Annotated in this window: 20 protein-coding genes; 12 read left to right on the top strand and 8 right to left on the bottom strand. The window is 70.6% G+C overall.

Features of this window, described 5'->3' with window-relative positions; translation table 11 throughout:
- The first annotated feature begins 18 nt into the window (after nucleotides 1–18).
- Genes AC07DC_RS04455 through AC07DC_RS04440 form a run of 4 tightly spaced genes read left to right on the top strand, consistent with a single transcriptional unit; the run spans nucleotide 19 to nucleotide 7,523 of the window.
- A complete protein-coding gene (locus AC07DC_RS04455) occupies nucleotides 19–2,466 on the top strand; it encodes a GcvT family protein (protein ID WP_478911717.1) in 2,448 nt (815 codons plus the stop codon).
- 15 nt (nucleotides 2,467–2,481) lie between these two features.
- Nucleotides 2,482–3,714 carry a sarcosine oxidase subunit beta family protein gene (locus tag AC07DC_RS04450; RefSeq protein WP_478911715.1) on the top strand — a complete coding sequence of 411 codons (1,233 nt, stop codon included), beginning with the start codon at nucleotides 2,482–2,484 and terminating at the stop codon, nucleotides 3,712–3,714.
- A gap of 13 nt (nucleotides 3,715–3,727) precedes the next feature.
- Nucleotides 3,728–6,925 (top strand): sarcosine oxidase subunit delta, encoded by a 3,198-nt coding sequence (locus AC07DC_RS04445; protein WP_478911713.1) that lies wholly within the window; start codon nucleotides 3,728–3,730, stop codon nucleotides 6,923–6,925.
- On the top strand, nucleotides 6,918–7,523 hold the full coding sequence (locus AC07DC_RS04440; RefSeq protein ID WP_478911711.1) for a sarcosine oxidase subunit gamma: 606 nt from the start codon (nucleotides 6,918–6,920) through the stop codon (nucleotides 7,521–7,523). The genes AC07DC_RS04445 and AC07DC_RS04440 overlap by 8 nt, the downstream gene beginning before the upstream one ends.
- A 37-nt stretch (nucleotides 7,524–7,560) precedes the next feature.
- Here the strand turns inward: AC07DC_RS04440 and AC07DC_RS04435 are convergent, their stop codons facing one another.
- Nucleotides 7,561–8,010, bottom strand: coding sequence for a DUF7144 family membrane protein (locus tag AC07DC_RS04435; protein WP_478911710.1), 450 nt, complete (start codon nucleotides 8,008–8,010; stop codon nucleotides 7,561–7,563).
- Between the two features lie 136 nt (nucleotides 8,011–8,146).
- A complete protein-coding gene (locus AC07DC_RS04430; RefSeq protein WP_478911708.1) occupies nucleotides 8,147–8,398 on the bottom strand; it encodes a hypothetical protein in 252 nt (83 codons plus the stop codon).
- 87 nt (nucleotides 8,399–8,485) lie between these two features.
- On the opposite strand from AC07DC_RS04430, the gene AC07DC_RS04425 reads away from it, so the two are divergent.
- A complete protein-coding gene (locus AC07DC_RS04425; protein WP_478911706.1) occupies nucleotides 8,486–9,874 on the top strand; it encodes a VWA domain-containing protein in 1,389 nt (462 codons plus the stop codon).
- A 59-nt stretch (nucleotides 9,875–9,933) separates the two neighbouring features.
- Here the strand turns inward: AC07DC_RS04425 and AC07DC_RS04420 are convergent, their stop codons facing one another.
- On the bottom strand, nucleotides 9,934–10,863 hold the full coding sequence (locus AC07DC_RS04420) for an SMP-30/gluconolactonase/LRE family protein (RefSeq protein ID WP_478911704.1): 930 nt from the start codon (nucleotides 10,861–10,863) through the stop codon (nucleotides 9,934–9,936).
- A gap of 130 nt (nucleotides 10,864–10,993) precedes the next feature.
- Between AC07DC_RS04420 and AC07DC_RS04415 the strand changes: the two genes are divergently transcribed.
- Both AC07DC_RS04415 and AC07DC_RS04410 read left to right on the top strand, forming a co-directional pair.
- Nucleotides 10,994–11,494: an Lrp/AsnC family transcriptional regulator gene (locus tag AC07DC_RS04415; protein ID WP_478911702.1), complete on the top strand. Its 501-nt coding sequence runs from the start codon at nucleotides 10,994–10,996 to the stop codon at nucleotides 11,492–11,494.
- A gap of 90 nt (nucleotides 11,495–11,584) precedes the next feature.
- Nucleotides 11,585–12,553, top strand: coding sequence for a DUF4232 domain-containing protein (locus AC07DC_RS04410; RefSeq protein WP_478911701.1), 969 nt, complete (start codon nucleotides 11,585–11,587; stop codon nucleotides 12,551–12,553).
- Here AC07DC_RS04410 and AC07DC_RS04405 read toward each other — a convergent pair whose 3' ends face one another.
- Complete coding sequence (locus AC07DC_RS04405; protein WP_478911699.1) at nucleotides 12,554–13,081, bottom strand: MarR family winged helix-turn-helix transcriptional regulator; 528 nt, start codon at nucleotides 13,079–13,081, stop codon at nucleotides 12,554–12,556.
- A 169-nt stretch (nucleotides 13,082–13,250) separates the two neighbouring features.
- Between AC07DC_RS04405 and AC07DC_RS04400 the strand changes: the two genes are divergently transcribed.
- The gene (locus AC07DC_RS04400; protein ID WP_478911697.1) at nucleotides 13,251–14,162 is read left to right on the top strand and encodes a haloalkane dehalogenase; all 912 of its coding nucleotides are present in this window, start codon (nucleotides 13,251–13,253) and stop codon (nucleotides 14,160–14,162) included.
- A gap of 106 nt (nucleotides 14,163–14,268) precedes the next feature.
- The gene (locus tag AC07DC_RS04395) at nucleotides 14,269–14,883 is read left to right on the top strand and encodes a nitroreductase family protein (RefSeq protein ID WP_478911695.1); all 615 of its coding nucleotides are present in this window, start codon (nucleotides 14,269–14,271) and stop codon (nucleotides 14,881–14,883) included.
- Between the two features lie 61 nt (nucleotides 14,884–14,944).
- On the opposite strand, the gene AC07DC_RS04390 is transcribed toward AC07DC_RS04395, so the two are convergent.
- Both AC07DC_RS04390 and AC07DC_RS04385 read right to left on the bottom strand, forming a co-directional pair.
- Nucleotides 14,945–16,231, bottom strand: coding sequence for a serine hydrolase domain-containing protein (locus AC07DC_RS04390; RefSeq protein ID WP_478911693.1), 1,287 nt, complete (start codon nucleotides 16,229–16,231; stop codon nucleotides 14,945–14,947).
- Between the two features lie 143 nt (nucleotides 16,232–16,374).
- On the bottom strand, nucleotides 16,375–17,259 hold the full coding sequence (locus AC07DC_RS04385; RefSeq protein ID WP_478911691.1) for a sigma-70 family RNA polymerase sigma factor: 885 nt from the start codon (nucleotides 17,257–17,259) through the stop codon (nucleotides 16,375–16,377).
- A 103-nt stretch (nucleotides 17,260–17,362) separates the two neighbouring features.
- On the opposite strand from AC07DC_RS04385, the gene AC07DC_RS04380 reads away from it, so the two are divergent.
- The gene (locus AC07DC_RS04380) at nucleotides 17,363–18,124 is read left to right on the top strand and encodes an SDR family oxidoreductase (protein WP_478911689.1); all 762 of its coding nucleotides are present in this window, start codon (nucleotides 17,363–17,365) and stop codon (nucleotides 18,122–18,124) included.
- 415 nt (nucleotides 18,125–18,539) lie between these two features.
- On the top strand, nucleotides 18,540–21,026 hold the full coding sequence (locus AC07DC_RS04375) for a SpoIIE family protein phosphatase (RefSeq protein WP_478912606.1): 2,487 nt from the start codon (nucleotides 18,540–18,542) through the stop codon (nucleotides 21,024–21,026).
- A 52-nt stretch (nucleotides 21,027–21,078) separates the two neighbouring features.
- Here AC07DC_RS04375 and AC07DC_RS04370 read toward each other — a convergent pair whose 3' ends face one another.
- Both AC07DC_RS04370 and AC07DC_RS04365 read right to left on the bottom strand, forming a co-directional pair.
- Nucleotides 21,079–21,726 (bottom strand): DUF1707 SHOCT-like domain-containing protein, encoded by a 648-nt coding sequence (locus AC07DC_RS04370; protein ID WP_478911687.1) that lies wholly within the window; start codon nucleotides 21,724–21,726, stop codon nucleotides 21,079–21,081.
- A gap of 72 nt (nucleotides 21,727–21,798) precedes the next feature.
- A complete protein-coding gene (locus AC07DC_RS04365; RefSeq protein ID WP_478911685.1) occupies nucleotides 21,799–22,218 on the bottom strand; it encodes a hypothetical protein in 420 nt (139 codons plus the stop codon).
- A 502-nt stretch (nucleotides 22,219–22,720) separates the two neighbouring features.
- On the opposite strand from AC07DC_RS04365, the gene AC07DC_RS04360 reads away from it, so the two are divergent.
- Entirely contained in the window at nucleotides 22,721–23,491 is a 771-nt protein-coding gene (locus AC07DC_RS04360) for a maleylpyruvate isomerase family mycothiol-dependent enzyme (protein ID WP_478911683.1), read from the top strand.
- Nucleotides 23,492–23,508 lie beyond the last annotated feature (17 nt).

Genomic DNA, 23,508 nt, shown 5'->3' with positions numbered 1-23,508 from the left:
TAAGGCGGAGGTGCGGCGATGGCGGGACCCCGGGTGGTCATCATCGGAGCGGGCGTCGTGGGAGCGGCGCTGGCGGACGAACTGTCCGCCGCGGGCTGGACCGGGATCACGGTCGTCGACCAGGGCCCGCTTCCCGCCGCCGGCGGATCCTCGTCGCACGCCCCGGGTCTGGTCTTCCAGACCAACTCCTCCAAGACGATGACCGAGCTCGCCCGCTACACCGTCGAGAAGTTCTCCTCTCTCGACGTCGACGGCCGGCCCTGCTTCCTCCAGGTCGGCGGCCTCGAAGTGGCCACCACGACCGAGCGCCTCACCGAACTCCGGCGCCGCCACGGCTGGATCACCGCCTGGGGCGTCGAATCCCGCCTGCTGAGCCCCGAGGAGTGCGTCGAGCTCCACCCGCTCCTGAACCCCTCGCGGATCCTCGGCGGGCTGCTGGTGCCCACGGACGGCATCGCCAAGTCCGTGCTCGCGATCGAGGCGCAGATCCGGCAGGCGAAGGAGCGCGGCGTACGCTTCCTCGCCCGCCACGAAGTCCTCGACGTGCTGCGGAGCGACGGTCGCGTCAGCGGCGTCCGTACCGACCAGGGCGAGATCCCCGCCGACATCGTCGTGTGCTGCGCCGGCATCTGGGGCCCGAAGATCGCCCGCATGGTCGGCATGAACCTCCCGCTCACCCCGCTCGCCCACCAGCTCGCGTGGACCGGTCCGGTGCCCGCCCTGGAAGGTCAGACGGAGGAGGCCGTCCGCCCGATCCTGCGCCACCAGGACGCCGACCTGTACTACCGCGACCGCTTCGACCGCATCGGCATCGGCTCCTACGGCCACCGTCCGATGCCGGTCTCCGTCGACGACATCCTCTCCGTGGACGCGGCTGACGCGGCCGAGGGGATGCCGTCGGTGCTGCGGTTCACCGAGGACGACTTCGCGGACGCCTGGACGGAGACGCTCTCCCTCCTCCCCGCCACCCGCGAGGCAAAGATCGAGGAGGGCATCAACGGCCTCTTCTCCTTCACCACCGACGGCCTTCCGCTCCTGGGCGAGTCACCGGAGGTGAAGGGCTTCTGGGTCGCCGAGGCCGTCTGGGTCACCCACTCCGCCGGCGTGGCGCGGGCCGTCTCCGAATGGCTGATCGACGGCCACTGCTCCTCCTTCGACCTGCACGAGTGCGACGTCAACCGGTTCGAGCCGCACCAGCTCTCCCCGGAGTACGTCCTCGCCCGCGACTGCCAGAACTTCGCCGAGGTCTACGACATCCTCCACCCGCTCCAGCCGCCGGGCACCCCGCGCCCGATCCGCACCAGCCCCTTCTACGGACGGCAGCAGGAGCTCGGCGCCTTCTTCCTGGAGGCGAACGGCTGGGAGCGCCCCCAGTGGTACGAGGCCAACGCCGCTCTGGTGGAGGGCCGTTCCATCCCCACCCCGAACGACTGGGCCGCCCGCTACTGGTCCCCGATCGTCGGCGCCGAGGCCCAGACCACCCGCGAGACCGTCGCCATGTACGACATGACGGCCCTGAAGCGGCTGGAGGTCAGCGGGCGCGGCGCGGCTGCCTTCCTGGAGCGGATGTCCACCGGCAAGATCGACAAGTCCGTCGGCTCGGTGACGTACACGCTCCTGCTGGACGAGGACGGTGGCATCCGCAGCGACGTCACCATCGCCCGTCTCGCGCTCGATCTCTTCCAGGTCGGCGCCAACGGCAATCTCGACCTCGACCGGTTCACCCGCCACCTCCCGGCCGACGGTTCGGTCGCCGTGCGCGACATCACCCCCGGCACCTGCTGCATCGGCCTGTGGGGCCCGCTCGCCCGCCAGGTCCTCCAGCCGCTGGCCGACTGCGACTTCTCCAACGACGGCCTGAAGTACTTCCGCGCCAAGCGCGCCCACATCGGCTCCGTGCCGGTCACCGCGATGCGGTTGTCGTACGTCGGCGAACTCGGCTGGGAGCTCTACACCACGGCCGACCTCGGCCTGAAGCTCTGGGACACGCTGTGGGCCGCCGCCCGGCCGCTCGGCGGCATCATCGCCGGCCGCGGCGCCTTCAACAGCCTGCGCCTGGAGAAGGGTTACCGCTCCTTCGGCACCGACATGACCTACGAGCACGACCCGTACGAAGCGGGCGTCGGCTTCGCCGTCAAGCCCGACAAACCCGACTTCATCGGGAAGGTCGCACTCGAGCGTCGCAAGGCGGAGGTGAAGCGCCGCCTGACGTGCCTGACGATCGACGACCCGTCCGCCGTCGTCATGGGCAAGGAACCCGTCTACGACGGCGACCGCCCCGTCGGCTACGTCACCAGCGCCGCTTATGGCTACACCATTGGCAAGGGCATCGCCTACGCCTGGCTCCCCGCCGAGCTCGCCACCCCCGGGCGCGTGCTGCACGTCGGCTACTTCGACCGGCGTGTCGCCGCGCAGGTCGCCGAGGAGCCGCTGTTCGACCCGTCCATGTCCCGCCTCCGCCGCTAGTACAGGAGACGCCCGATGAGCCCCCGCACCCCCGGCGCCGATCTCCCCGAGCACCCCGACTGGCTGTGGCGCACACCCGAGCCGAAGAAGTCGTACGACGTCATCATCGTCGGCGGCGGCGGACACGGCCTCGCCACCGCGCACTACCTGGCCAGGAACCACGGCATCAACAACGTCGCGATCCTGGAGAAGGGGTGGCTCGCGGGCGGCAACATGGCCCGCAACACCACGATCATCCGCTCCAACTACCTCTGGGACGAGAGCGCCGGGATCTACGAGCACGCGCTCAAGCTTTGGGAGGGTCTGGAGGAGGAACTGGACTACCCGATCCTCTTCTCCCAGCGCGGCGTCCTCAACCTCGCCCACAGCCTCCAGGACGTGCGCGACAGCGTCCGCCGCGTCGAGGCCAACCGCCTCAACGGCGTCGACGCCGAATGGCTCGACCCGCGACAGGTCCAAGAGGTCTGCCCGATCGTCAACATCTCACCGGACGTCCGCTACCCGGTCATGGGCGCCACGTACCAACCCCGCGCCGGCATCGCCAAGCACGACCATGTCGCCTGGGGCCTCGCCCGCTCGGGGGACGCGGCCGGCATCGACATCATCCAGAACTGCGAAGTCACCGGCATCGACATCGCCGGCGGCCGCGTCATCGGCGTACAGACCACCCTCGGTCCGATCGCCGCGGGCAAGGTCGCGCTCTGCTCGGCGGGCCACTCCTCGGTCCTCGCCGCGATGGCGGGCTTCGAGGTGCCGCTGCAGAGCCACCCGCTGCAGGCGCTGGTGAGCGAGCTGTTGGAACCCGTCCACCCCACCGTCGTGATGTCCAACGCCGTGCACGTCTACGTCAGTCAGGCCCACAAGGGCGAGTTGGTGATGGGCGCGGGCATCGACTCGTACAACTCCTACACGCAGCGCGGCGCCTTCCACATCATCGAAGAGCAGATGTCCGCCGCGCTGGAGCTCTTCCCCGTCTTCGCCCGCGCGCACGTGCTGCGCACCTGGGGCGGCATCGTCGACGTCAGCCCCGACGCCTCACCGATCGTCGGCCTGACCCCGGTGGAGAACCTGTACCTCAACTGCGGCTGGGGCACCGGCGGTTTCAAGGCCACCCCCGGCGTGGGCTGGGTCTTCGCCCACACCATCGCCCACGACACCCCGCACCACCTCAACGCCCCCTTCTCGCTCGACCGTTTCACCACCGGCGCGCTCGTCGACGAGCACGGCGCGGCCGCGGTAGCCCACTGAGGAGCCCGAAACCATGCTGCTCATCCCATGCCCCTGGTGCGGACCCCGCGACGAGGCCGAGTTCCACTACGGCGGTCAGGCACACATCGCCTACCCCGAGGACCCCTCCGCCCTGACGGACGAGGAGTGGGCCCGCTATCTCTTCTTCCGTGCCAACCCGAAGGGTCCCTTCGCCGAGCGCTGGATGCACTCGGCGGGATGCCGCCGCTGGTTCAACGCGGTACGTGACACCTCGACGAACGAGTTCGTGACGCCGTCATCGCCGTCGGGTGGGCACAACCCGACCACCGGCCCGCAGTCGGCGACGAAGCCTCGGGGTCCAGGGGCAGCGCTCCCGGTTCCGGAAAGGAGGGAGTCCCCCCGGCCCGAGGTTGGGGGAAGGGCAGCGGCGACCCAGCCGTTCAGGCTCAGCACCGGCGGCCGCATCGCGCGCAGCGACCGGTTGACGTTCACCTTCGACGGGGTCGGCTACCAGGGCCACCCCGGCGACACCCTCGCCTCCGCCCTCCTCGCCAACGGCGTCATCCGCACCAATACCAGCATCAAGCTCGGCCGCCCCCGGGGCATCTTCTCCGCCGGCGTCGAAGAGCCCAACGCCGTCATCCAGATCGAGGAGCCGTTCCCCGAGCCGATGCTCCCGGCGACGACCGTCGAGCTGTACGACGGCCTCGTCGCGACCGGCCTCCCCGGCCGGGGACGGCTCGCCACCGAGCCCGACCCCGCCCGCTACGACGCCGTGCACGCCCACTGCGACGTGCTGATCGTCGGAGCGGGACCGGCCGGACTGGCTGCAGCCGCTGCCGCCGCCCGCAGCGGCGCCCGCGTCATCCTCGCCGACGACCAGCCGGAGCTGGGCGGCAGCCTCCTCGGCACCGGCCAACTCCCCTCCTGGCCCGGCGAGATCGAGGCACTGCTCGACGCGGCCCCCGAGGTACGCGTCCTGCGCCGCACCACCGTCTTCGGCTACTACGACGACAACCACCTCCTCGCCGTGGAGCGCCGCACCAACCACCTCGGCGCACACGCCCCCGACAACGTCTCGCGCGAGCGTGTCTGGCGCATCCGCGCCCGCCGTGTCGTCCTCGCCACCGGCGCCCACGAGCGCTCCCTCGCCTTCGCCGACAACGACCGCCCGGGCATCATGCTGGCCGCCTCGGCCCGTACGTACGTCAACCGGTACGGAGTCGTCCCGGGGCGCAAGGCCGTCGTCTTCACCACCAACGACAGCGCCTACGCCGCAGCCCGTGACCTCGTCGCGGCGGGCGTGGACGTCGTGGCGATCGTCGACACGCGCCGCGAACCGGGCCAGCGGGTCCCCGGTGTCGAAGTCCTGGCGGGCCACGCGGTCATCGGTACGCAGGGCGGGGACCGCCTCACCTCGGTCACCGTCGCGCCGTACGGATCGGAGGGACCGGAGGGATCCGGCTCACCGCAGCGCGAGTTCACCGCCGACCTGCTCCTGGTCTCCGGCGGCTGGAACCCCGTGGCGCACCTGTTCAGCCAGGCCGGCGGCAAGCTCCGCCACGACGACGCCCTCGGCTCCTTCGTCCCCGACAGCTGCCGGCAGGCGGTCGAGGTGGCGGGTGCCGCCAACGGCGTCTTCGACCTGGCCGCCGTCCTCGCCGAAGGCGCGGCCGCCGGCGCCCGCGCGATCGAAGCCGCGGGCCACCCGGCCACGACCCCCCAACTCCCGCCGGTGGCAGGCGAACCGCACTCACCGCCCGCCCACGTCTACGTGGTCCCCGGTACCGCCGAGGCGTCGAGCTTCGTCGACCTCCAGCGCGACGTCACCGTCGCCGACCTCACCCGGGCCGCCGGCACGGGCATGCGGTCCGTCGAGCACACCAAGCGCTACACCACCGCCGGCACCGCCAACGACCAGGGCAAGACCTCCGGCGTGCTGGCCTCCGGCACCGTCGCCCACCTCCTCGGCGTCGACATCTCCGACCTCGGCACGACCACCTTCCGGCCCCCGTACACCCCGGTCTCCTTCGCCACCCTCGCCGGACGCGACCGGGGCGTCCTCCACGACCCGGCCCGCGTCACCGCCCTCCACCCCTGGCACACCGCCCACGGCGCCCGCTTTGAGAACGTCGGCCAGTGGAAGCGCCCCTGGTACTACCCGCTGGCCGGTGAGGACATGGAGACCGCCGTCCAGCGCGAATGCCGCGCCGCCCGCGAGGGCGTGGCCTTCATGGACGCCTCCACCCTCGGCAAGATCGACGTCCAGGGCCCGGACGCCGGAGTCTTCCTCGACCGGCTCTACACCAACATGATGAGCACCCTGAAGGTCGGCATGATCCGCTACGGCGTCATGGCCCGCCTGGACGGCATGATCTTCGACGACGGCACCGCCATCCGGCTCGCCGACGACCGCTTCATCGTCACCACCACCACGGGCAACGCCGCCGCCGTCCTGGACTGGATGGAGGAGTGGCTGCAGACCGAGTGGCCCGAGCTGCGGGTCCGCTGCACCTCCGTCACCGAGCAGTGGGCCACGGTCGCCCTCGTCGGTCCCCGCTCCCGCGACGTCCTCGGCGGCCTGGCCCCCGATCTGGCCGTGGAGAACGACAGTTTCCCCTTCATGGCCTGGCGCGACACGACCGTCGCGGGCATTCCGGCCCGCGTCTGCCGGATCAGCTTCTCCGGTGAGCTGGCCTACGAGATCAACGTCTCGCCGTGGGACGCCCTCGCCCTCTGGGAGGCACTCGACGAAGCGGGGGCCCGGTACGGGATCACCGCGTACGGCACCGAGACCATGCACGTCCTGCGCGCCGAGAAGGGCTACCCGATCATCGGCCAGGACAGCGACGGCACCGTCACCCCGCAGGACCTGGGGATGAGTTGGGCCGTATCGAAGAAGAAGCCGGACTTCGTCGGCAAGCGCTCCTACACCCGGGCCGACACGCTCCGCCCCGACCGCAAGCATCTGGTCGGACTGCTCCCCGAGGACCCCGGCACCTTCCTCCCCGAGGGCACCCACCTCGTCGCCGACAGCGTGCTCCCGGCGCCCCCCGTTCCCATGCTCGGTCACGTCACCTCCAGCTACCGCAGCGCCGCGCTCGGCCGGACCTTCGCGCTCGCCCTCATCAAGGGCGGCCGGGACCGCATCGGCGAGCGGCTCTACGCCCCCGTCGGCGACCGGATGGTTCCGGTGACCGTCGCCAGCCCCGTCCTCTACGACCCCGAGGGAGCCCGCCGCGATGGCTGAGACCGCCACCCGCACCACCCGCCACAGCCCGCTGGCACACGCCGCCGACCGCTTCGCCGCCGCCACCCGCACCTCGGGTGGCGACCTCCGCCTGGCCGAACTCCCCTTCCTGGCCCAGCTCAATGTCCGCCTCGACCCGAAGAGCCCCGCCGCCGACGCCGTCGGGCTCGCGCTCGGCCTCCCGCTCCCTCTCGAACCCGACACCGCCGTACGCGCCCGTGACGCCGTCCGTGACCTGGCAGTCCTCTGGCTGGGACCCGACGAATGGCTCGTCGTCGGCCCGCCCGGAACCCAGCAGGACCTGGAGACCCGGATCCGTGCCGCCGTCGGCGACGAGCCCGCCGCCGTCACGGACGTCTCCGCCCAGCGCACCACCCTGCTGGTCGCCGGCCCCCGCTCCCGCGACCTGCTCTCCCACGGCTGCTCCCTCGACCTGCACCCCCGCGCCTTCGGCCCAGGCCGCTGCGCGCAGACGACGCTCGCCCGCGCGCAGGTCGTGCTCGTCGGCCGGGAACGGGGCTTCTGGGTCCTGGTCCGTTCGTCCTTCGCCGGCTATCTCGCGGACTGGCTCCTCGACGCGGCCACGGAGTACCTCTGATCGCCGGCCGGCCGGGGGGTCCGCCGCGCGGAGTCGCTCAGGCGGTGTAGTCCGCTGATGTCCCGGAGCGTGCCGGGGCGCACAGGGCCCAGATGACGAAGGTGTCGATGGCGATCAGGACGATCGCCCAGAACGGGTTGTACGGCAGCCACATGAAGTTGGCGATCAGGCTCAGACCGGCGAGAACGACGCCGACTGCGCGCGCCCACAGCGCTCCGGAGAACAGTGCGCAGCCCGCGAGGAGCACGACGATGCCGAGAATGAGATGGATCCAGCCCCAACTGCTCAGGTTGAACCGGAACGCGTAGTTCGTGGTTCTGACGAACACGTCGTCCTTGGCGATGGCGGCGATCCCCTCGAGGATGGCCATCGCTCCGCTGAAGATCATCATGATCGCCGCGAAGACGACCCATCCGGACTGCATCATGTGCGACGACCCGCCGGTACGGGTGCCCGCGGCCTGCGGTTGGTGGATGTTGCCGGCCATAGGTGCCTCCGTGGTCAGGGGAGTCGCCCGGGCCCGCTGAGCGGGCCGGTCGGCAGCTCCTCTTCCAGCGTTCCACGGCTACGCCGATTCCGCTCCTTGTGCCGGTCGCGCGCCTCTGACCTGGGACGGAGGCAGGTTAGGGGCGTGGACCGGCATCACCCGGCCCCTGTCCGACGTCGTCCGGACCCGTGGTGTCGGTGGTCCGGCCGGTCGCGGCCAGCAGGGCGATTACGGCGAGGGCGGCGAGGAGGACGAGCGCCGGCAGCAGGACGGTCAGCACCGTCGGGTGGTTCCACAGGGCGAAGACCAGCGCGAGCACCAGCAGCACGCCGATGGTGAGCCACCGCCGGTAGCGCACCGTCCAGGCGCCGACCCGGCCGGTGTGCACCCCGTGGGCCCCGCCCCAGCGCGCGGCGGAGTCGGCCGTGTTCTCGGCCGCGCCTGAATCGGTCGTTCGTGCGGCAGAATGTCCGTCGTGACCTCGACTCCTTCGCTCGGCAAGGGCGCCAACGTTCCCGTCGCCGCCACCGCCGTCCGGGCCGTGCTGACGTGGGGCGCGGGTCCGGGTGTGCCGGACGTCGATGCTTCCGCGCTGCTGCTCACGGACGGGGGGCGGGTGCGTTCGGACGCCGACTTCGTCTTCTACAACCAGCCCGACCACCCCATGGGCGCCGTGCGCCATGTGGGCTCGGCGGCGTCCGGCGAGGATGTGATCGACGTGGACCTGGACCGGATCGAGCCCGGCATCCACCGTGTGGTGCTGGGCGCGTCCGCCGACGGTGGCACGTTCGGCCAGGTCCCGGGGTTGCGGCTGCGGCTTCTCGACCGGGCTACGGACGTCGAGCTGGCGCGGTTCGACATGACGGCCACGACCGAGACCGCCTTTCTGGGCGGCGAGTTGTACCGGCGCGGGGACGCCTGGAAGTTCCGGGCCGTGGGGCAGGGGTACGCGTCGGGTCTCGCCGGCCTCGCGCAGGACTTCGGGATCAGCGTGGACGAGGAGCCGCCGGCTGCGGCCCCGCCGCCGATGCCCGTGCAGCCGCCGGCCTCGCCCTCGCAGCCCCCGACGGGCGCTGCCACCCCGGGTGTGCTGGCCCGGCTCACCAAGGGCGAGGAGAACCTGCCCGTCGACATGCGCAAGCGGCTCTCGCTGCGCAAGCAACAGGTCGCCGTCAGCCTGCGCAAACACGGCGCGGAAGGCGTGGTCGCCCGCGTCATCCTCGTCCTCGACGCCTCGGGATCGATGGCCGGCCTCTACTCGCGCGGCACCGTCCACAGCGTCGTGGAGCGGATGGCCGCGGTCGCCGCCCAGGTCGACGACGACGGCGAGATGCAGGCATGGACCTTCGCCTCGCATCCGGCCCGGCTGCCCGACCTGACCGTCGGCGAACTGCCCCGATGGCTCGAACTCCACGTACGGGTCGGCCAGATCAGCCTCTTCGGCCGCAAGAAGCCGCCGAAAGGGCAGCTGCCGGGACAGGTCGACATGCGCGTGGTCGGTATCCAGAACGAGGAGCAGAAGGTCATCGCCGAGGTCCGCGCGTACGTGCGCGACAACCCCGCGCAGGCGCCGACGCTGGTGCTGTTCTTCTCGGACGGCGGCGTGTACCGCAACGCCGAGATCGAGACGGAGCTGCGCGGGGCGGTGGAGGAGCCGGTGTTCTGGCAGTTCGTCGGTCTCGGCCGTGCCAACTTCGGCGTGCTCCAGAAGTTCGACACCCTGCCGGGCCGCAGGGTCGACAACGTCGGCTTCTTCGCCGTTGACGACATCGACAAGATCTCGGACGAGGAGCTGTACGACCGGCTGCTGCAGGAGTTCCCGTCCTGGCTGAAGGCGGCCCGCTCCGCCGGGATCCTGCGCTAGGTACCGCGCGGGATCCTGCGCTGGGCACCGCACCCTGGGCGCCGGTTGCGCCGGTAGCGTCACACCGCGCTGTGCCGGTCGTACGGTCGGGGCGCGCCGTTCACGGTCAACGTGATCGAGTACAGCGAGGTCGAGGCGCAGATGAACAGGCGGTTGCGCTTCGGACCGCCGAAGGTGACGTTCGACGTGGTCTCCGGTGTGAGGATGCGGCCGAGGAGAGTGCCGTCAGGCCGGTAGCAGCGCACGCCCTCGCCGGCGGCGAGCCAGATGCGACCGCTGTCGTCCAGGTCGAGGCTGTCGAAATGCACACCCGGCGCGCCGTCCGCGGAGGCGATGACCTCGCCGCCCGCCAGGGTGCCGTCGTCCTTGACCTCGAAGGCGCGCAGGTGATTGGCGCGCGAGTCGGCGACGTACAGGTGGCGCCCGTCGGGGGAGAAGCCGATCCCGGTCGGCTGACTGAAGTCGTCGGCCATGAGGGTGCATTCGCCGACGGCCGGGTCCACCCGGTAGAGGCCGCGGGCACCGATCTCGCTCTCGCCGCGGTTGCCCTCGTAATCGCTGTCGATGCCGTACGAGGCGTCGGTGAACCACACCGCGCCGTCGGCGGCGATCACGACATCGTTCGGGCTGTTGAACCGCTTGCCCTGGTAGCGGTCGGCGAGCACGGTGACACGGCCGTCGTGTTCGGTGCGCGTCACCCGACGGTTGCCGTGCTCGCAGCTGATGAGCCGTCCGGCGGCGTCGAGCGTATGGCCGTTGGTGTACCCGGCGGGGGAGCGGAACACGCCGACGGATCCCGTGGTCTCGTCCCAGCGCAGGATCCGGTCGTTGGGTATGTCGCTCCACAGCAGATATCGCCCGGCGGGCACGTAGACCGGGCCCTCCGCCCAGCGGGAGCCCTCGTGGAGCTTCTCGATCCGCATGTCCCCCTCACAGCGGACGAACGCCGGATCGATGACCTCGTAGGGGGTGGCGTAGGACGGTTCCATGAGATTGCTCCTCCGTAGGTTCCGAATGAGATCCTGTCTATCAGGAAAGTAGCCGAATGAGCTACGGTAGTCAGCAAGTTGAACCGATGAACCATCGGTCGGTTGCCGGGCCTGGAATGAGCGGAGCGGGATGGACGAGATCGACCGCCGGTTGGTGGCGCTGCTCCAGGAGGACGCCTCCCAGTCGTACGCGGCGCTGGGGAAGGCCGTCGGGCTGTCCGGCGGCGCCACACACGACCGGGTGCGCAAGCTCCGCGAACGGGGCGTCATCCGCCGCACGACCATCGAGGTCGACCCGGCAGCCCTCGGCCTGGGCGTGCTGGCTCACGTCCTCGTCGACTCCAACGCGTGGATGGGTGACCCGCCCACCAAGGAGGCCCTGCTGGCGCTGCCCTGGATCGAAGAGGCGCACATCATCGCGGGAGCGGCATCCGTGCTCGTCAAGGTGCGTACATCGACCACCGAGGAGCTCCAGACGGTGCTGCGGTGTCTGCACGCGGTGGACGGGGTGACGGGCACTCAGGCGATCGTGGTCCTGGAGACCTTCTTCGAGCGTCCGCCCGCCCCGTTCGACCCGGCGGGGCGTGCGCAGGGTCATGCCTCGGGGCGGGACGACGTGACGGCCGACTGATGTGCTCGGTGCGGCCCTTGTAGCGGGCTTGTTACCGGAATGGTGACGCCCGTCACGGCCCGACGTGGTCCAGGCTGATCGACTCGACCCATGCGTAGCGCCTCTCTCACCCTTCCCCTGGCCGTCGCCGGCGTCCTGCTGCTCACGGCTTGCGGATCGCAGAGGGCCGCTTCGCCGGGCGACAGCCTGTCGCGGGGGTCCGGCTCCCCGGATCCTTCCGGCGAGTCCTCCTGCGGGGCTCAGGCATCCGGCGCAGCGAGCGCGCCCAGCAAATCGCCCCTGCCGGGAAACCCGTCCGATCTTCAGAAGGACGGAGTCAGGATCACCGCCCTGGGCAACGGTGCCCATGCGTGCGCCGAGTTCGACGTCACCAACCACGGGACCGAACCCTTCACCTACACGATCGCCTTCGACCTCCTGTCGGAATCCGGTGAGGCGCTGGACCGTCCGACGCAGACCGTTCCGTCCGTCAAGCCCGGTGAGACCGCGAAGGGCACCATTGCGATCGACGAGCCTCGGTTGCGCGCAGGCGGCACGACGCGCATGCGGATCGGCAAGGTCAGGAGCGTTCCCGCCGACGAGGCGCCCAACGAAGGAGGCGCCTGCCCGGCCTCGGGAGTACGCGTCTACACCGACCTGGGCGACGCCGCGATGGGACTGCGCGTCGTCGGTGTCCACCTGCAGAACTGCGGCACCGGAACCAGCCGGCTCAACGGCTACCCACAGCTCCAACTCCTCGACGAGGACCACAAGTCGATCAGCGGCGTGAAGATCCTCCCCGGCGGTGACTCCGTCGCCACCGGTGCCGGAGTCGACGGTGTACCCCAGCCGCTGGTCCTGGAGCCCGGCGAGGGAGCCTACGCCCAACTCGTGTGGCGCAACACCGTCGAAGCCGGTGTGGGCAATCCCGTGAACGCGCCGTACGTGAGGGTGTGGGCGAAGCCCGGTGCCGACCCGGTGATGGTGATCCCGGAGCTCGACCTGGGTACGACAGGGAAGCTCGGTGTCGGTCCCTGGAAGAAGGACGAGACGCGCAGGCCGGTCACCGGCGTCGCGTGATCACTTCCCGCCGGTGTGCGGCGCCGCCTTCGAGTGATGGTTCAGCAGCCGGGTGAGCAGCTCGGTCAGTTGGCCGCGTTCGGTCTGGTTCAGGGGCGCGAGCAGGTCGTCCTGGATGCCGTTGATGATCTCGTCGAGGCGGCGCAGGTGGCTGCGGCCTTCTGAGGTCACGGTGATGATGTTGCGGCGGCGGTCGTCGGGATCGGGTGCGCGCTCCACGAACCCCCGGTCGGCGAGGTCGTTGATGACCGCGACCATGTCGCTGCGGAAGACGCCGGTGCGGCGGCTCAGGGTCGACTGGCTGGCCGGGCCGCCCTCGGCGAGGGCGACGAGGACCACGAAGTGCCATTTGCGGGCGCTCTCGGTGGCCAGCGCCTCGTTCACCAGGCGGTCGGCGTGTGACGCGGTCCGGGCCAGCAGCCTGCTGGGCAGGTTGCGCACCCGCTCCGGCGTCGCCTGGTCGTCCATGTGCTCGTCGCCGGAGCCGGTGGTCGTCGCCGCGGTGGCTGTGGCGTCCTCATTGGTCATGATGCTGATCCTACCCGTTGCGTTAGTGGCACTAACGATGTACGGTCGCCCATGTAGCAAACGTTAGTGTGACGAACGTTTGTCGAGTGAACGGATTGCGGGGGAAGCCGCGTGCGCCGCGTCCCCGTCGGGCCCGGCCAGTGAAACGCCACGAAAGGACATACCGATCATGACCACCATCAACGTGAACGTCATCGACTCCCACATCGCCTACACCGAAACCGGTGAAGGCGGCCATGAGGGCGGCCTGCCCGTGGTGTTCCTGCACGGCAACCCCACCTCCTCGCACCTGTGGCGCAACGTCACTCCGCACATCGCAGGACGATCCCGTGCCCTGGCTCCCGATCTGATCGGTATGGGTGCCTCGGGAAAACCCGACATCGACTACAGCTTCGCCGACCAGGCCCGCTACCTGGACGCCTGGTTCGAGGCGCTGGGCCTGAACGAGGTCGTCCTCGTCGGCCACGACTGGGGCGGTGTGCTGGCGCTGGACTGGGCGGCCCGTCACCCGGCCCGGGTGCGCGGCGTGGCCCTGCTGGAGACCATGCTCAAGCCCCTGAAATCCGAGGAGTTGGCGCCTCCCGCGCGCTCCCGGTTCGAGGCGTTCCGCACCCCCGGAGTCGGAGAGAGGATGGTGCTCGAGCAGAACATCTTCATCGAGACCGCGTTCACCGGCGGCGTCCTGACTCCACTCGGAGAGGCGGACGTCCAGCCCTACCGCGACCCGTACCCGACCCCCGAGAGCCGCCGGCCCCTGCTTGCCTGGCCGCGCATGATGCCGATCGACGGCGAACCGGCCGACGTCGTCGCCCGCATCACCGACTACGACGCCTGGCTGGCCAACAGCACCGAAGTCCCCAAGCTGCTCCTGACGTTCGCCTCCTCGCCGACCCTGCTGATCGCCGAGGAGATGATCGCCTGGAGCAGGGAGAACATCGCCGCCCTGGAGATCGAGCACTGCGGGCCGGCGGGACACCACGCCCCCGAGGACCAGCCCGACGCCATCGGCAGGGCGATCGCCCGCTGGCTGGACGCACACGGGCTGGACGCGCCCGGGCTGGATCTCGCCGGGCGGCGGTAGCACCGGGCGGCACCGGGGCGCCATCGGGGGCGGTACTGGAGCGGCGCTGGGGTTCCGCCGCGGTGCAAGGTGAGCGGGTGCGGAGCGCGATGAGGAGCGACTGCTGATGGAGTTGGAAGCCGCCATCCGGACCCGCCGTAGCGAGCACCGGCTGATCGAGCCGGCCCCGAGTGGCGAGGAGTTCGTCGATCTGCTCGGATGGGCGGCGACCGCGCCCGACCACGGACACCTCCGCCCCTGGCGGTGGATCCTCGTGCGCGGGGACAGCCGGGCGGCACTGGGCGCGTCCTTCGCGTCCGGCGCCGGCGACGCGGAGAGCGTGCGGCGGGAGACGAGGAAGCCACTGCGCGCCCCGCTCCTCGCGACGCTGGTCTTCGTGCCCCAGCGCAACCACCGCGTGCCGGCCTGGGAGCAGCTCGCCGCGAGCAGCGCGATGGTCAACTCGCTGATGCTGCTCCTGCACGACAGGGGGTTCGGCAGCATCTGGCGTACCGGCTCGTCCGTCGACTCCGCCGGGACGCGGACCCTGCTGGGCCTCGCCCCGCACGAAGGACTCATCGGCTGGCTCTACATCGGCACGCCGGACCCCACCCGGCGTTCCGTACCGCGCTCCCCGGTACCGGTCGGCCACCGGGTCTCCCTGTTCACGCCCCCGGCGGCCCCGGCGCAGAACCGTCCGCTCCAGCCCACCGGCCACCGGCGGGTGAGCGAGACGTTCTGAGTGCGGCGGCGGGGTGGCCGCGCGCCCTCGAAGGGTCGCGCGGCCACCCCGCCGGAATTGCTCAGTGGCGGGCGATGTTCGGGGCGATGTCCTCGTAGAACGGGGCCGACGGGGCGGTCACCGCCAACCGCTTCGAAGTCGTGGCCGGAGCGTTCGCGGCGGGGGTCTTGCCGCAGAAGGCCGCTTCGAGCGTGTTGCCGAGGATGGTGTTGACGTTGCCGTTGTTGGAGGTGTTGGCCATCGAGGTGACGCTGCGGCGGCCGTCCCGGGTGGTGAAGGCGTAGGAGTAGAAGCCCTGAACGGTGCCGGTGTGGCCGTAGACCGAGATGCCGCAGGACAGGTCGCGTTGGCGCAGACCCAGTCCGTAGAAGCGGGTCCCGGTGTCGTCGCTGGGGGTCATCTTGAGCATCTCGGTGAGCATGCCCGCGCTGAGCAGACGGCCGCTCATCAGGGAGGAGAAGAAGCGGTTGAGGTCATGGGGGTTCGAGACCATCGCACCGGCGGACTGGGCCCAGGAGACGGTCTGGTCGGTGGAGTCGACCAGCGGCGCGCCCGCCTGGTCGGGAGTCAGATAGCCGTTGATGTGGCGGCCGGGGATGGTGGTGCTCGGGTGCACGTACACGGTGTCGTTCAGGTGCAGCGGGCCGATGATGCGCTGCTGGTACTCGGTGGCCACCGGGTGGCCGGTGATCTTCTCGATCAGTGCGCCGACGACCACGAAGTTGGTGTTGGAGTACTGGTAGGCGGCACCCGGCTTGGCGGTCATCGGGTGGGCGAGCGAGAGCTTCACCAGCTCCTGGTACGTGAACACCTTGTTCCGGACCGCCTCGAAGCCGGGGACGGTGTTGGCGAACATGTCGTTCGTGTAGTCCCACAGGCCACTGCGGTGGGTCAGCAGGTGCCGCACCGTGATCGTCGAGTCGGGCAGCAGACCCGGCAGGTACTGGTTGACCGGCGAGTCCAGGGCGATCTTGCCCTCCTGGACGAGCTGCAGCAGCACCACGGTCGAGAAGGACTTGGTGATGCTGCCGATACGGAAGCGCGCATCGGTGTCCATGGCCCGCCCGTTGGAGCGGTCGGCCACCCCGGCGGTCTCCCGGTAGACGGTGTTCCCGCTGTCGATACGGGTCATCACACCCGGCGCGCCACCGGCCATCACCTGTGTGAAGACCTGATGCAGGGCATCGAGATCCGGCTTCCGCAGCCCGTCACTGGGCGCCTGCCGAGTAGCGACCCCCTCCACGGTCCTGGTCGCGGACTGGGCCGCGAAGGCCGGGACCGGGGTCGCGACCAGAGCCAGCACCGCCGCGCCCATCGCCGCGCGCTGACCGAACTTGCCTTGCACCATGACGCTCCTTGTTCTTCGGGGGCTTTGTACTACTGCGGATGAGGACATGACCGATCCGTGATCATGGCAGCTGCGCAGGCTTCTGCCGTGCATGCCGCGCATCTTCTCCCCGTCGAAGAGAGCCCTGCGGCGTAATCGGTTCCTCAGTTGTCGAGGACGGCGAGGTCGATCCGGCGGAGGGCGTCCGGATCGGCGATCACGTCGATTTCGGTGATCCCTTCGTCCGTGATCGTGAAGCGGAGCACCAGGAACAGCCGTCCGAGCGGGGCCATCGCGAGTCCGACCGTTCCGTTGACCAGCGCCGTTTCGGTGGACTGGGCGCGCTCCATGGCGGCCATCGCGCTCGTGGCCACGGTGCGGGCACCGCTGATGACGACGGGCTCGGGGGTGGGGATGACGGCCTTGTCGGCTCGGAGTACGACGTCCGGATGGAGCAGTGCGACCAGCGCGTCGAAGTCGCCACCGCGGGTGGCGGCCAGGAACGCGTCGACGACTCGGCGTTGGCGGTTCAGGTCGGCGTCGGGCACCGCCGCGGCCCCCTTGACCCGGCGGCGGGCGCGGCTCGCGAGTTGCCTCGTCGCGGCGGGGGAGCGTTCGAGCATCGGGGCGATCTCGTCGAAGGGCACGGTGAACAGGTCGTGCAGTACGAAGGCGAGCCGCTCGGGCGGCGTCAGCGTGTCGAGCACCACCAGCAGGGCCAGCCCGACGGAGTCGGCCATCAGCGCTTCCTGCTCGGGGTCGATCCCGTCCGCCCCGCCGAGGGCCGGTTCGGGCTCATGCAGTTCGAGCGGTTCCTCGCGCCGGTGCTCGCGCGACCGCAGCATGTTCAGACACACGCGGGAGACCACCGTGGTCAGCCAACCACCCAGGTTCTCCACGCCGCTGGTGTCGGTGCGGCTGAGGCGCAGCCAGGTTTCCTGCACGGCGTCCTCGGCCTCGCTCACCGAGCCGAGCATCCGGTAGGCCACTGCTCGCAGGCGAGTGCGGTCTTCCTCGAAACGCTCGATCAGCCATGCGTTCTCGTCCATCGGTCACATTCCTTCGTCGCCGGGGGTCATAGCAGTAGATCCACAAAACCCAGCCGAAGGTATCGGGAGGCGGACTCCCGGGCCGAACGAATTTGGAGCAGCCATGACGTCAACCATCCTGGTCACCGGTGGTACGGGCACCCTGGGGGGACACGTCGTCCCGCTGCTGCGGGCGGCCGGCCGCGAGGTCCGGATCCTCAGCCGGCACAGCCGTGAGTCCGTCGCCGGCGTCGAGTACGTCAGCGGAGACCTGCTCAAGGGCGAGGGGATCGAGGCCGCGGTGGACGGGGTCGAGGTGATCCTGCACCTTGCCGGCGGTCCCAAGGGCGATGACGAGGCGACGCGGAACCTGATGCGGGCCGCGGCGAGAGCGGGGGTACGGCACGTGGTGTACATCTCCGTCATCGGCACGGACAAGATGCCGCTGGGCTGGTTCCAGGCGAAGTTGGGCGCGGAGCGGGCCGTCGCCGAGTCCGGCATTCCGTGGACGACGCTGCGGGCCGCCCAGTTCCACGACCTGGTGCTGACCGTGGTGGAGAAGATGGGCAAGCTGCCGGTGATTCCGGTCCCGGGCGGGTTGCGGTTCCAGCCGGTGGACTCGCGCGAGGTCGCCGCCCGGCTCGTGGAGTTGACCCTCGGTGAGCCGGCCGGCCTGGTGCCCGATCTGGCAGGACCGACGGTGTACGGGATGGCCGACCTGAGCCGCGGCTACCTGCAGGCGCGCGGCAAGCACCGTTTGATGATGCCGGTCCGGATGCCCGGAAAGGTCGGCCGCGCCTACCGCGCCGCCGAGAACCTGACGCTGGAGGGGGCTGCCGTGGGCAAGCGTACCTGGGAGGACTTCCTGGCGGAGCGGGTCGGCTAGGGCCGGTCCGGTCGGCGCCCCCGACCGGTCAGCACGCCGGCCATGGCCGCGAGCACGGCACCACGCGGCAGTACACCCAGGTCAGCGGCTTCTGCGTCAGCGGCGGGCAGCACGGCGCGAGCATCTACGACAATCGACGCTGGTGGCTGCTGCTCGGCCCCCGGCACCGTGGATATGGGTACCGGTGCTCCCGCACGCACCGTGTCCGGCGGCTGCTGACCGCGTCGCCCCTTCACCGGGGTCGGGTTGGTACGGCCGCTGGTCCGGTGGGTGGTGCGGAGCTCGTGGTTGCGCCATTCGGCGTATCGATGGGCCGGACAGGCCCGGACGCGGAACGGCGGGGGAGCCTGAGGCGCGTCGGAGCGGTTGTGGCGCCGGGGCTCCGGGCCCACCATGAGGTAGCGGACCAAGTCGGATTTGTGCGATGGACGGAGCTGACGGGGTGGACTCCCGCGGACCCCTCGACGTCACGAGAGCAGCCACGGCGGTGCTCGACGCCCGAGGCGGGGTCATCGGGTGGAGCCCGGCGGCGGAGGAACTGCTCGGCTACGAGGCGCACGAGGTGCTCGGACGCCCCGCTGACGACCTCCTGGCACGCGGTGCGGACACCGGCGGCCGGGCGCGCCCGCCGAGGGCGGGCCGCAGTACTCGCAACGTCGTTCTCCATGTGCGCCACCGGGACGGCCGCCCGATGCGGATCGCCACGACGATGATCCCGGTGACCTCCGCCGGGTCCGGTCCGGCCTGGCTGCTGGTGGCGTCCGACGCGGAGGAGCTGGCCCGGTGGGAGGACCAGCAGGCGATGCTTCAGGGCCTCGTCACCCGTTCGTCCGTAGGGCTCGCCATCTACAACGCCGACATGCGGGTGGTGTGGATCAACGCCGAGCTGAACCGCGAAATGGGCTCCACGCAGTACATCGGCATGTCCCCGGACGAGATGCTGCTCAACGCCGCGATTCTCTCCGAGGGCTATCCGCCCACGCTGGAAGAGGTCATGAGGGACGTGTTCGCCACCGGCGAGCCCGTCATCGACCTGCACTATCGCGGCCGCGCGCCCGTCGACCCGGACCACTACCGCGTCTGGTCCCTCTCCTACTACCAGCTGCAGGACACCCAGGGTAAGTCGACGGGCGTCTGCGAGGAGTCGGTGGACATCACCGACCGCTACCGGGCCCAGCAGCGGCTGGGCCTGCTGGTGCGGGCCGGAGCGCGTATCGGTACGACCCTGGACATGAGCCGCACGGCGCGGGAGCTTGCCGAGGTCGCCGTCCCGCAGTTCGCGGACGCCGTCACGGTCGACCTGCTGGAGGCGGTGCTGGAGGGGGACCAGTCCACGCCGGGGACCACGGCCGGACGGCGCCTGGTCCGTATGTGGGGCGCCACCGGGCCTGCGAACGGGCAGGCGAGCGGTCCGCGGAACGGGTCGGCGGCCGCGGGAGACTCGCGACGTGCCGTACGGGAGCTGGTCGACTACCCACAGACATCTGCCCAGGCCCGCAGCCTGTTCTCGGGCCGGCCGGTGCTGGAGAGCCGCACAGAAGCCCAGGAAACCGCGAACGGCGACCCATCGCGCAGCTCGCGCCTTGCCGTGCCGCTCCGCGCCGGAGGCAGCACGATCGGACTCGTCACGTTCTTCCGGGAACGGCACTCCGACCCGTTCGACGGTGGTGAGCTGGACCTGGCGGAAGAGCTGGTCGCGCGCACCGCGGTGAGCCTCGACAACGCCCGCCGGTTCACCCGTGAGCACATGGCCGCCCTCAGGCTGCAACGGAGCCTGCTGCCGCAGAGCCTGCCGCCGCAGACAGCTGTCGAGCTGGCCTACCGCTATCTGCCCGCCGACAGCCGGGCCGGGGTCGGCGGCGACTGGTTCGACGTCATTCCGCTGTCGGGCACCCGCGTCGGCCTCGTCGTCGGGGATGTGGTCGGCCACGGTCTGGGGGCCGCCGCCACCATGGGGCGCCTGCGCACGAGCGTCCGCGTCCTGGCCCAGTTGGACCTCCCCCCGGACGAACTCCTGACGCGGCTGGACCACTTGGTCGGTCAGGCCGCCAAGGAGTGGGCAGCGGTGCGGGGTGAGGGCGGCGGCGGGCCGGAGAACGACGAAGCCCTGGGCGCGACCTGCCTGTACGCGGTGTACGACCCGGTGACCGGACAGTGCAGCATGGCGCGCGCGGGCCATCCGCTGCCTGCCGTCGTCGACGCCGACACCGGCGCCGTCAGCTATCCCGAACTCCCGGCGGGGCCGCCCCTGGGACTGGGCGGCCTGCCCTTCGAGAGCACGGACGTACAACTGCCCTCGGGCAGCCTCATCGCGCTCTTCACCAATGGCCTCGTCCAGTCGTCCGACCGCGACATCGACGCCGGGCTCGACCGGCTCGACGAGATCCTCGCCGACCACCGGCGCCCCCTGGAGGAGCTCTGCGACCTGGCCGTCTCGATGCTGCTCCCGGGGCCGTCGGACGACGACGCGGCCCTGCTCCTCGTCCGCACCCGACGGCTCGACAGGTACCGGGTGGCCGTGTGGGAGTTGGCCGCCGACCCGGTCATGGTCGGCCGGGCCCGTGCCGCGGCCACCGGGCAGCTGGGCGAATGGGGACTGGACGACGTGTCCTTCACCACCGAACTGATCGTCAGCGAGCTGGTCACCAACGCCATCCGCTACGCCGAAGGCCCCATCCAACTCCGGCTCATCCGCGACCAGACCCTCATCTGTGAGGTCTCCGACTCCGGACACACCTCACCCCACATGCGCCATGCGGCGACCGACGACGAAGGCGGCCGCGGCCTCTTCCTCATCGCCCAGATGACCGAGCACTGGGGAACGCGCTACACACCCACGGGCAAGACGATCTGGGCCGAACAGGACCTGCCGCCCGCGGAAACCGCGTGGGATTCCCTGTAGTCCAGGGGTGCGACACACCGCCTCGCGCTGCGTCAGCGAGTCAGTGCCTTCGTCAGCGAGCGAGTGCCTTCGTCGGCCGGGGCCGCCGCAGCAGCCACTGCAGAAAACCGCGGCGGGGCGGCCTGGGCGGTCGCACGGTGATGCTGCCGCTGCGTACCTTCCCCGACACATGGATGTGCAGCCGCACCGGCGTTCCGTCGGCGACATGTGCCCGATTGCGCACGCTGCCGCTGCTCACCGCCACTTCGTCGACGTCCACGAAAACGTCCGGTGGAACCACCAGCGTCACCGACCCGCTGCGCACCGACGCGTCGATCTCCAGCGTGGGCGACGCGATGACGGCACTGGTGAAGTCAAGAACGACGGAGCCGCTGTTGGACTCGATCTCCATGCGCAGCGGCACTGCCCAGGCGCCGTCCCGCTTCGTGCTCCCACTGTCGACCGTGATCCGCGACAGTTCCTTCGGCGCAGCGGCCGGGACACCGCCCGCCCACGCCGGTCCGGTCGCCGGCAGATCCGTGAGCAGCGACTCAAGTTCTCGGTAGGTGCGGGCCGTCAGAGCGACCTCGAGCCGTTCGTCCAGCTCGTCCGCGGTCAACCGGCCGTCGCCCGCGGCGACCCGCAGTTGCTCCACGACCTGGTCCCGGTCCTCGTGGGACGCGCGCAGTTCGCCATGATCGGGCACCAGTTCACCGGACATGCCCTCACTGTAGTGGCTGTCCGCGGAGCGGGCACAGGTGGCAGCCGGAGGGTAGGGGGCGCCCTCGTGCGTTCAGTGGGGCCAATGCCGACTTGAGCCGACGAGGTGGTGGTGGTGCGGGTGGTGCGGGTGGTGCGGAGGCGCGGGTGCCTTGCGGTGCGGCAGTTCGACGACCTCGGCGCCGGATCCCCGGAGGAAACCCATGACGGAGTCCGCCGTGTGGTCGTCGAGGGAGAAGACCCAGCGGCCGGGTATCAGCACGGTGTCTATGAGCCCCACCGAGACCCGGGCGAGCAGCAGGCGCAGCTGCGGCCGTACCGTCCGGCAGGACACGCCGTTGTCCAGGAAGATCTCGGGGGCGTGGTGACCGAGGCATTGGGCGTGCTCTTCGAGAGCGTGCAGGTGGAGCGCCATCCGCCAGTGGTCGTAGGGGTAACAGCGCAGGTACGCGGCAGCCCCCGCACGGACCCCCAACGGGTCTGCCGTGGCCATGACGCCTCCTTGTCGAGCGGGCCGGCGCTCCGGCGGCCCCCGGAGGGAGGGGCGCGGCCGACGGCTTCGCGAAGGAACAGCTCTGCGGGCCCGACATGACGCTCTGTGACTGTCTGTGCGCCTTCTGGGGGGCCCTTGGCCTGGTGGACTTTCCATTCGCGATACGGACTCATCGAGCGTCGGCTTGGCCGGTTCCGGCGTTGAGATCTGTCCCACGACCTACTACATACCGCCCATACTGGACCGGGACGGTCATCGTTGTCTATACCATTGGCGGTAATTCTTCGAGAGGTGGGGGCGCTTGGAGCCGCGCGACCCGGCCCGCCCGGCCATCCACCGGCAGCAGGGCCGGGACGCCGTCGGCCGCCCGCGGACGGCGCTGTGGCAGGCTGCGAGGAGCAATCCCGGCCGTCCGGACTGCCGACGCCCGGGGCCGGAGACATCACGGAGGTAACCCACGGTGAACACGTCGTCCGATCGTTCGGATCATTCGGGTCGCAGGGTGACCTCGATCGATCACTGCGATGCCGTGGGGACCGAGACCGCCAGATTCGTGGCGGTGGTCAAGGGAGCCGACCTGACGACCCCGGTGCCGAGCTGTCCCGGCTGGACACTCGCGGACCTGGTCCAGCACACCGGCAGCGTGCAGCGCTGGTTCTCCGTCCTGCTGCGGCAACGGGTCCAGGAGCGACCCCGCAGCCGGGACGTGGAGCTGCGACTTCCCGCGACCCAGGACGGCTACCCCGGCTGGCTGACGGAGAGCGCGGCCGAGGCCGCCGGCGCCTTCGCGGCCACCGACCTCAATGCCCCGATGTGGGTGTGGGGCGCCGATCACCATGCCCGGTTCTGGGCGCGGCGGATGCTCTTCGAGACGCTGGTGCACCGCACCGACGCGGAACTCGCCATGGACCTGCGGCCCGAGATCGACCGCGACCTGGCGGCCGACGGGGTGGACGAGTTCCTGACCAATCTGCCCTTCGCCGCATCCTTCGCACCGAAGGTGTCCAACCTGCGCGGCGACGGGAAGACCATCCGGTTCCGTCGCACCGACGGCAACGGCGACTGGCTGGTCCGCCTGCGGCCCGACAGCTTCGGACTCGACCCGCACCCCGGCGGGCCGCAGACGCCGACCACCGCCGACGCCACCGTGCAGGGCCCTGCCGCGGATCTGCTGCTGCTCCTGTACGGACGGCTCGACCGCGACTCGGACCGCTTCCGGGTCCGGGGAGACGAGGAACTGCTCGCGCACTGGTTCGCCAACTCGGAGTTCTGAGGCAACCACCGGCGACA

It is taken from the genome of Streptomyces sp. NPDC045021, from assembly GCF_056432645.1.
This window is presented reverse-complemented; position numbering and strand designations above follow the sequence as displayed.

What these genes read in the sequence shown, in the direction of transcription:
- AC07DC_RS04390 (WP_478911693.1), bottom strand. Translation starts at nt 16,231, where the DNA reads ATGGTGCAAGGCAAGTTCGGTCAGCGCGCGGCGATGGGCGCGGCGGTG.
- AC07DC_RS04370 (WP_478911687.1), bottom strand. Translation starts at nt 21,726, where the DNA reads ATGTCCGGTGAACTGGTGCCCGATCATGGCGAACTGCGCGCGTCCCAC.
- AC07DC_RS04365 (WP_478911685.1), bottom strand. Translation starts at nt 22,218, where the DNA reads ATGGCCACGGCAGACCCGTTGGGGGTCCGTGCGGGGGCTGCCGCGTAC.
- AC07DC_RS04435 (WP_478911710.1), bottom strand. Translation starts at nt 8,010, where the DNA reads ATGGCCGGCAACATCCACCAACCGCAGGCCGCGGGCACCCGTACCGGC.
- AC07DC_RS04400 (WP_478911697.1), top strand. Translation starts at nt 13,251, where the DNA reads ATGACCACCATCAACGTGAACGTCATCGACTCCCACATCGCCTACACC.
- AC07DC_RS04455 (WP_478911717.1), top strand. Translation starts at nt 19, where the DNA reads ATGGCGGGACCCCGGGTGGTCATCATCGGAGCGGGCGTCGTGGGAGCG.
- AC07DC_RS04405 (WP_478911699.1), bottom strand. Translation starts at nt 13,081, where the DNA reads ATGACCAATGAGGACGCCACAGCCACCGCGGCGACGACCACCGGCTCC.
- AC07DC_RS04415 (WP_478911702.1), top strand. Translation starts at nt 10,994, where the DNA reads ATGGACGAGATCGACCGCCGGTTGGTGGCGCTGCTCCAGGAGGACGCC.
- AC07DC_RS04410 (WP_478911701.1), top strand. Translation starts at nt 11,585, where the DNA reads ATGCGTAGCGCCTCTCTCACCCTTCCCCTGGCCGTCGCCGGCGTCCTG.
- AC07DC_RS04395 (WP_478911695.1), top strand. Translation starts at nt 14,269, where the DNA reads ATGGAGTTGGAAGCCGCCATCCGGACCCGCCGTAGCGAGCACCGGCTG.
- AC07DC_RS04450 (WP_478911715.1), top strand. Translation starts at nt 2,482, where the DNA reads ATGAGCCCCCGCACCCCCGGCGCCGATCTCCCCGAGCACCCCGACTGG.
- AC07DC_RS04420 (WP_478911704.1), bottom strand. Translation starts at nt 10,863, where the DNA reads ATGGAACCGTCCTACGCCACCCCCTACGAGGTCATCGATCCGGCGTTC.
- AC07DC_RS04380 (WP_478911689.1), top strand. Translation starts at nt 17,363, where the DNA reads ATGACGTCAACCATCCTGGTCACCGGTGGTACGGGCACCCTGGGGGGA.
- AC07DC_RS04385 (WP_478911691.1), bottom strand. Translation starts at nt 17,259, where the DNA reads ATGGACGAGAACGCATGGCTGATCGAGCGTTTCGAGGAAGACCGCACT.
- AC07DC_RS04440 (WP_478911711.1), top strand. Translation starts at nt 6,918, where the DNA reads ATGGCTGAGACCGCCACCCGCACCACCCGCCACAGCCCGCTGGCACAC.
- AC07DC_RS04445 (WP_478911713.1), top strand. Translation starts at nt 3,728, where the DNA reads ATGCTGCTCATCCCATGCCCCTGGTGCGGACCCCGCGACGAGGCCGAG.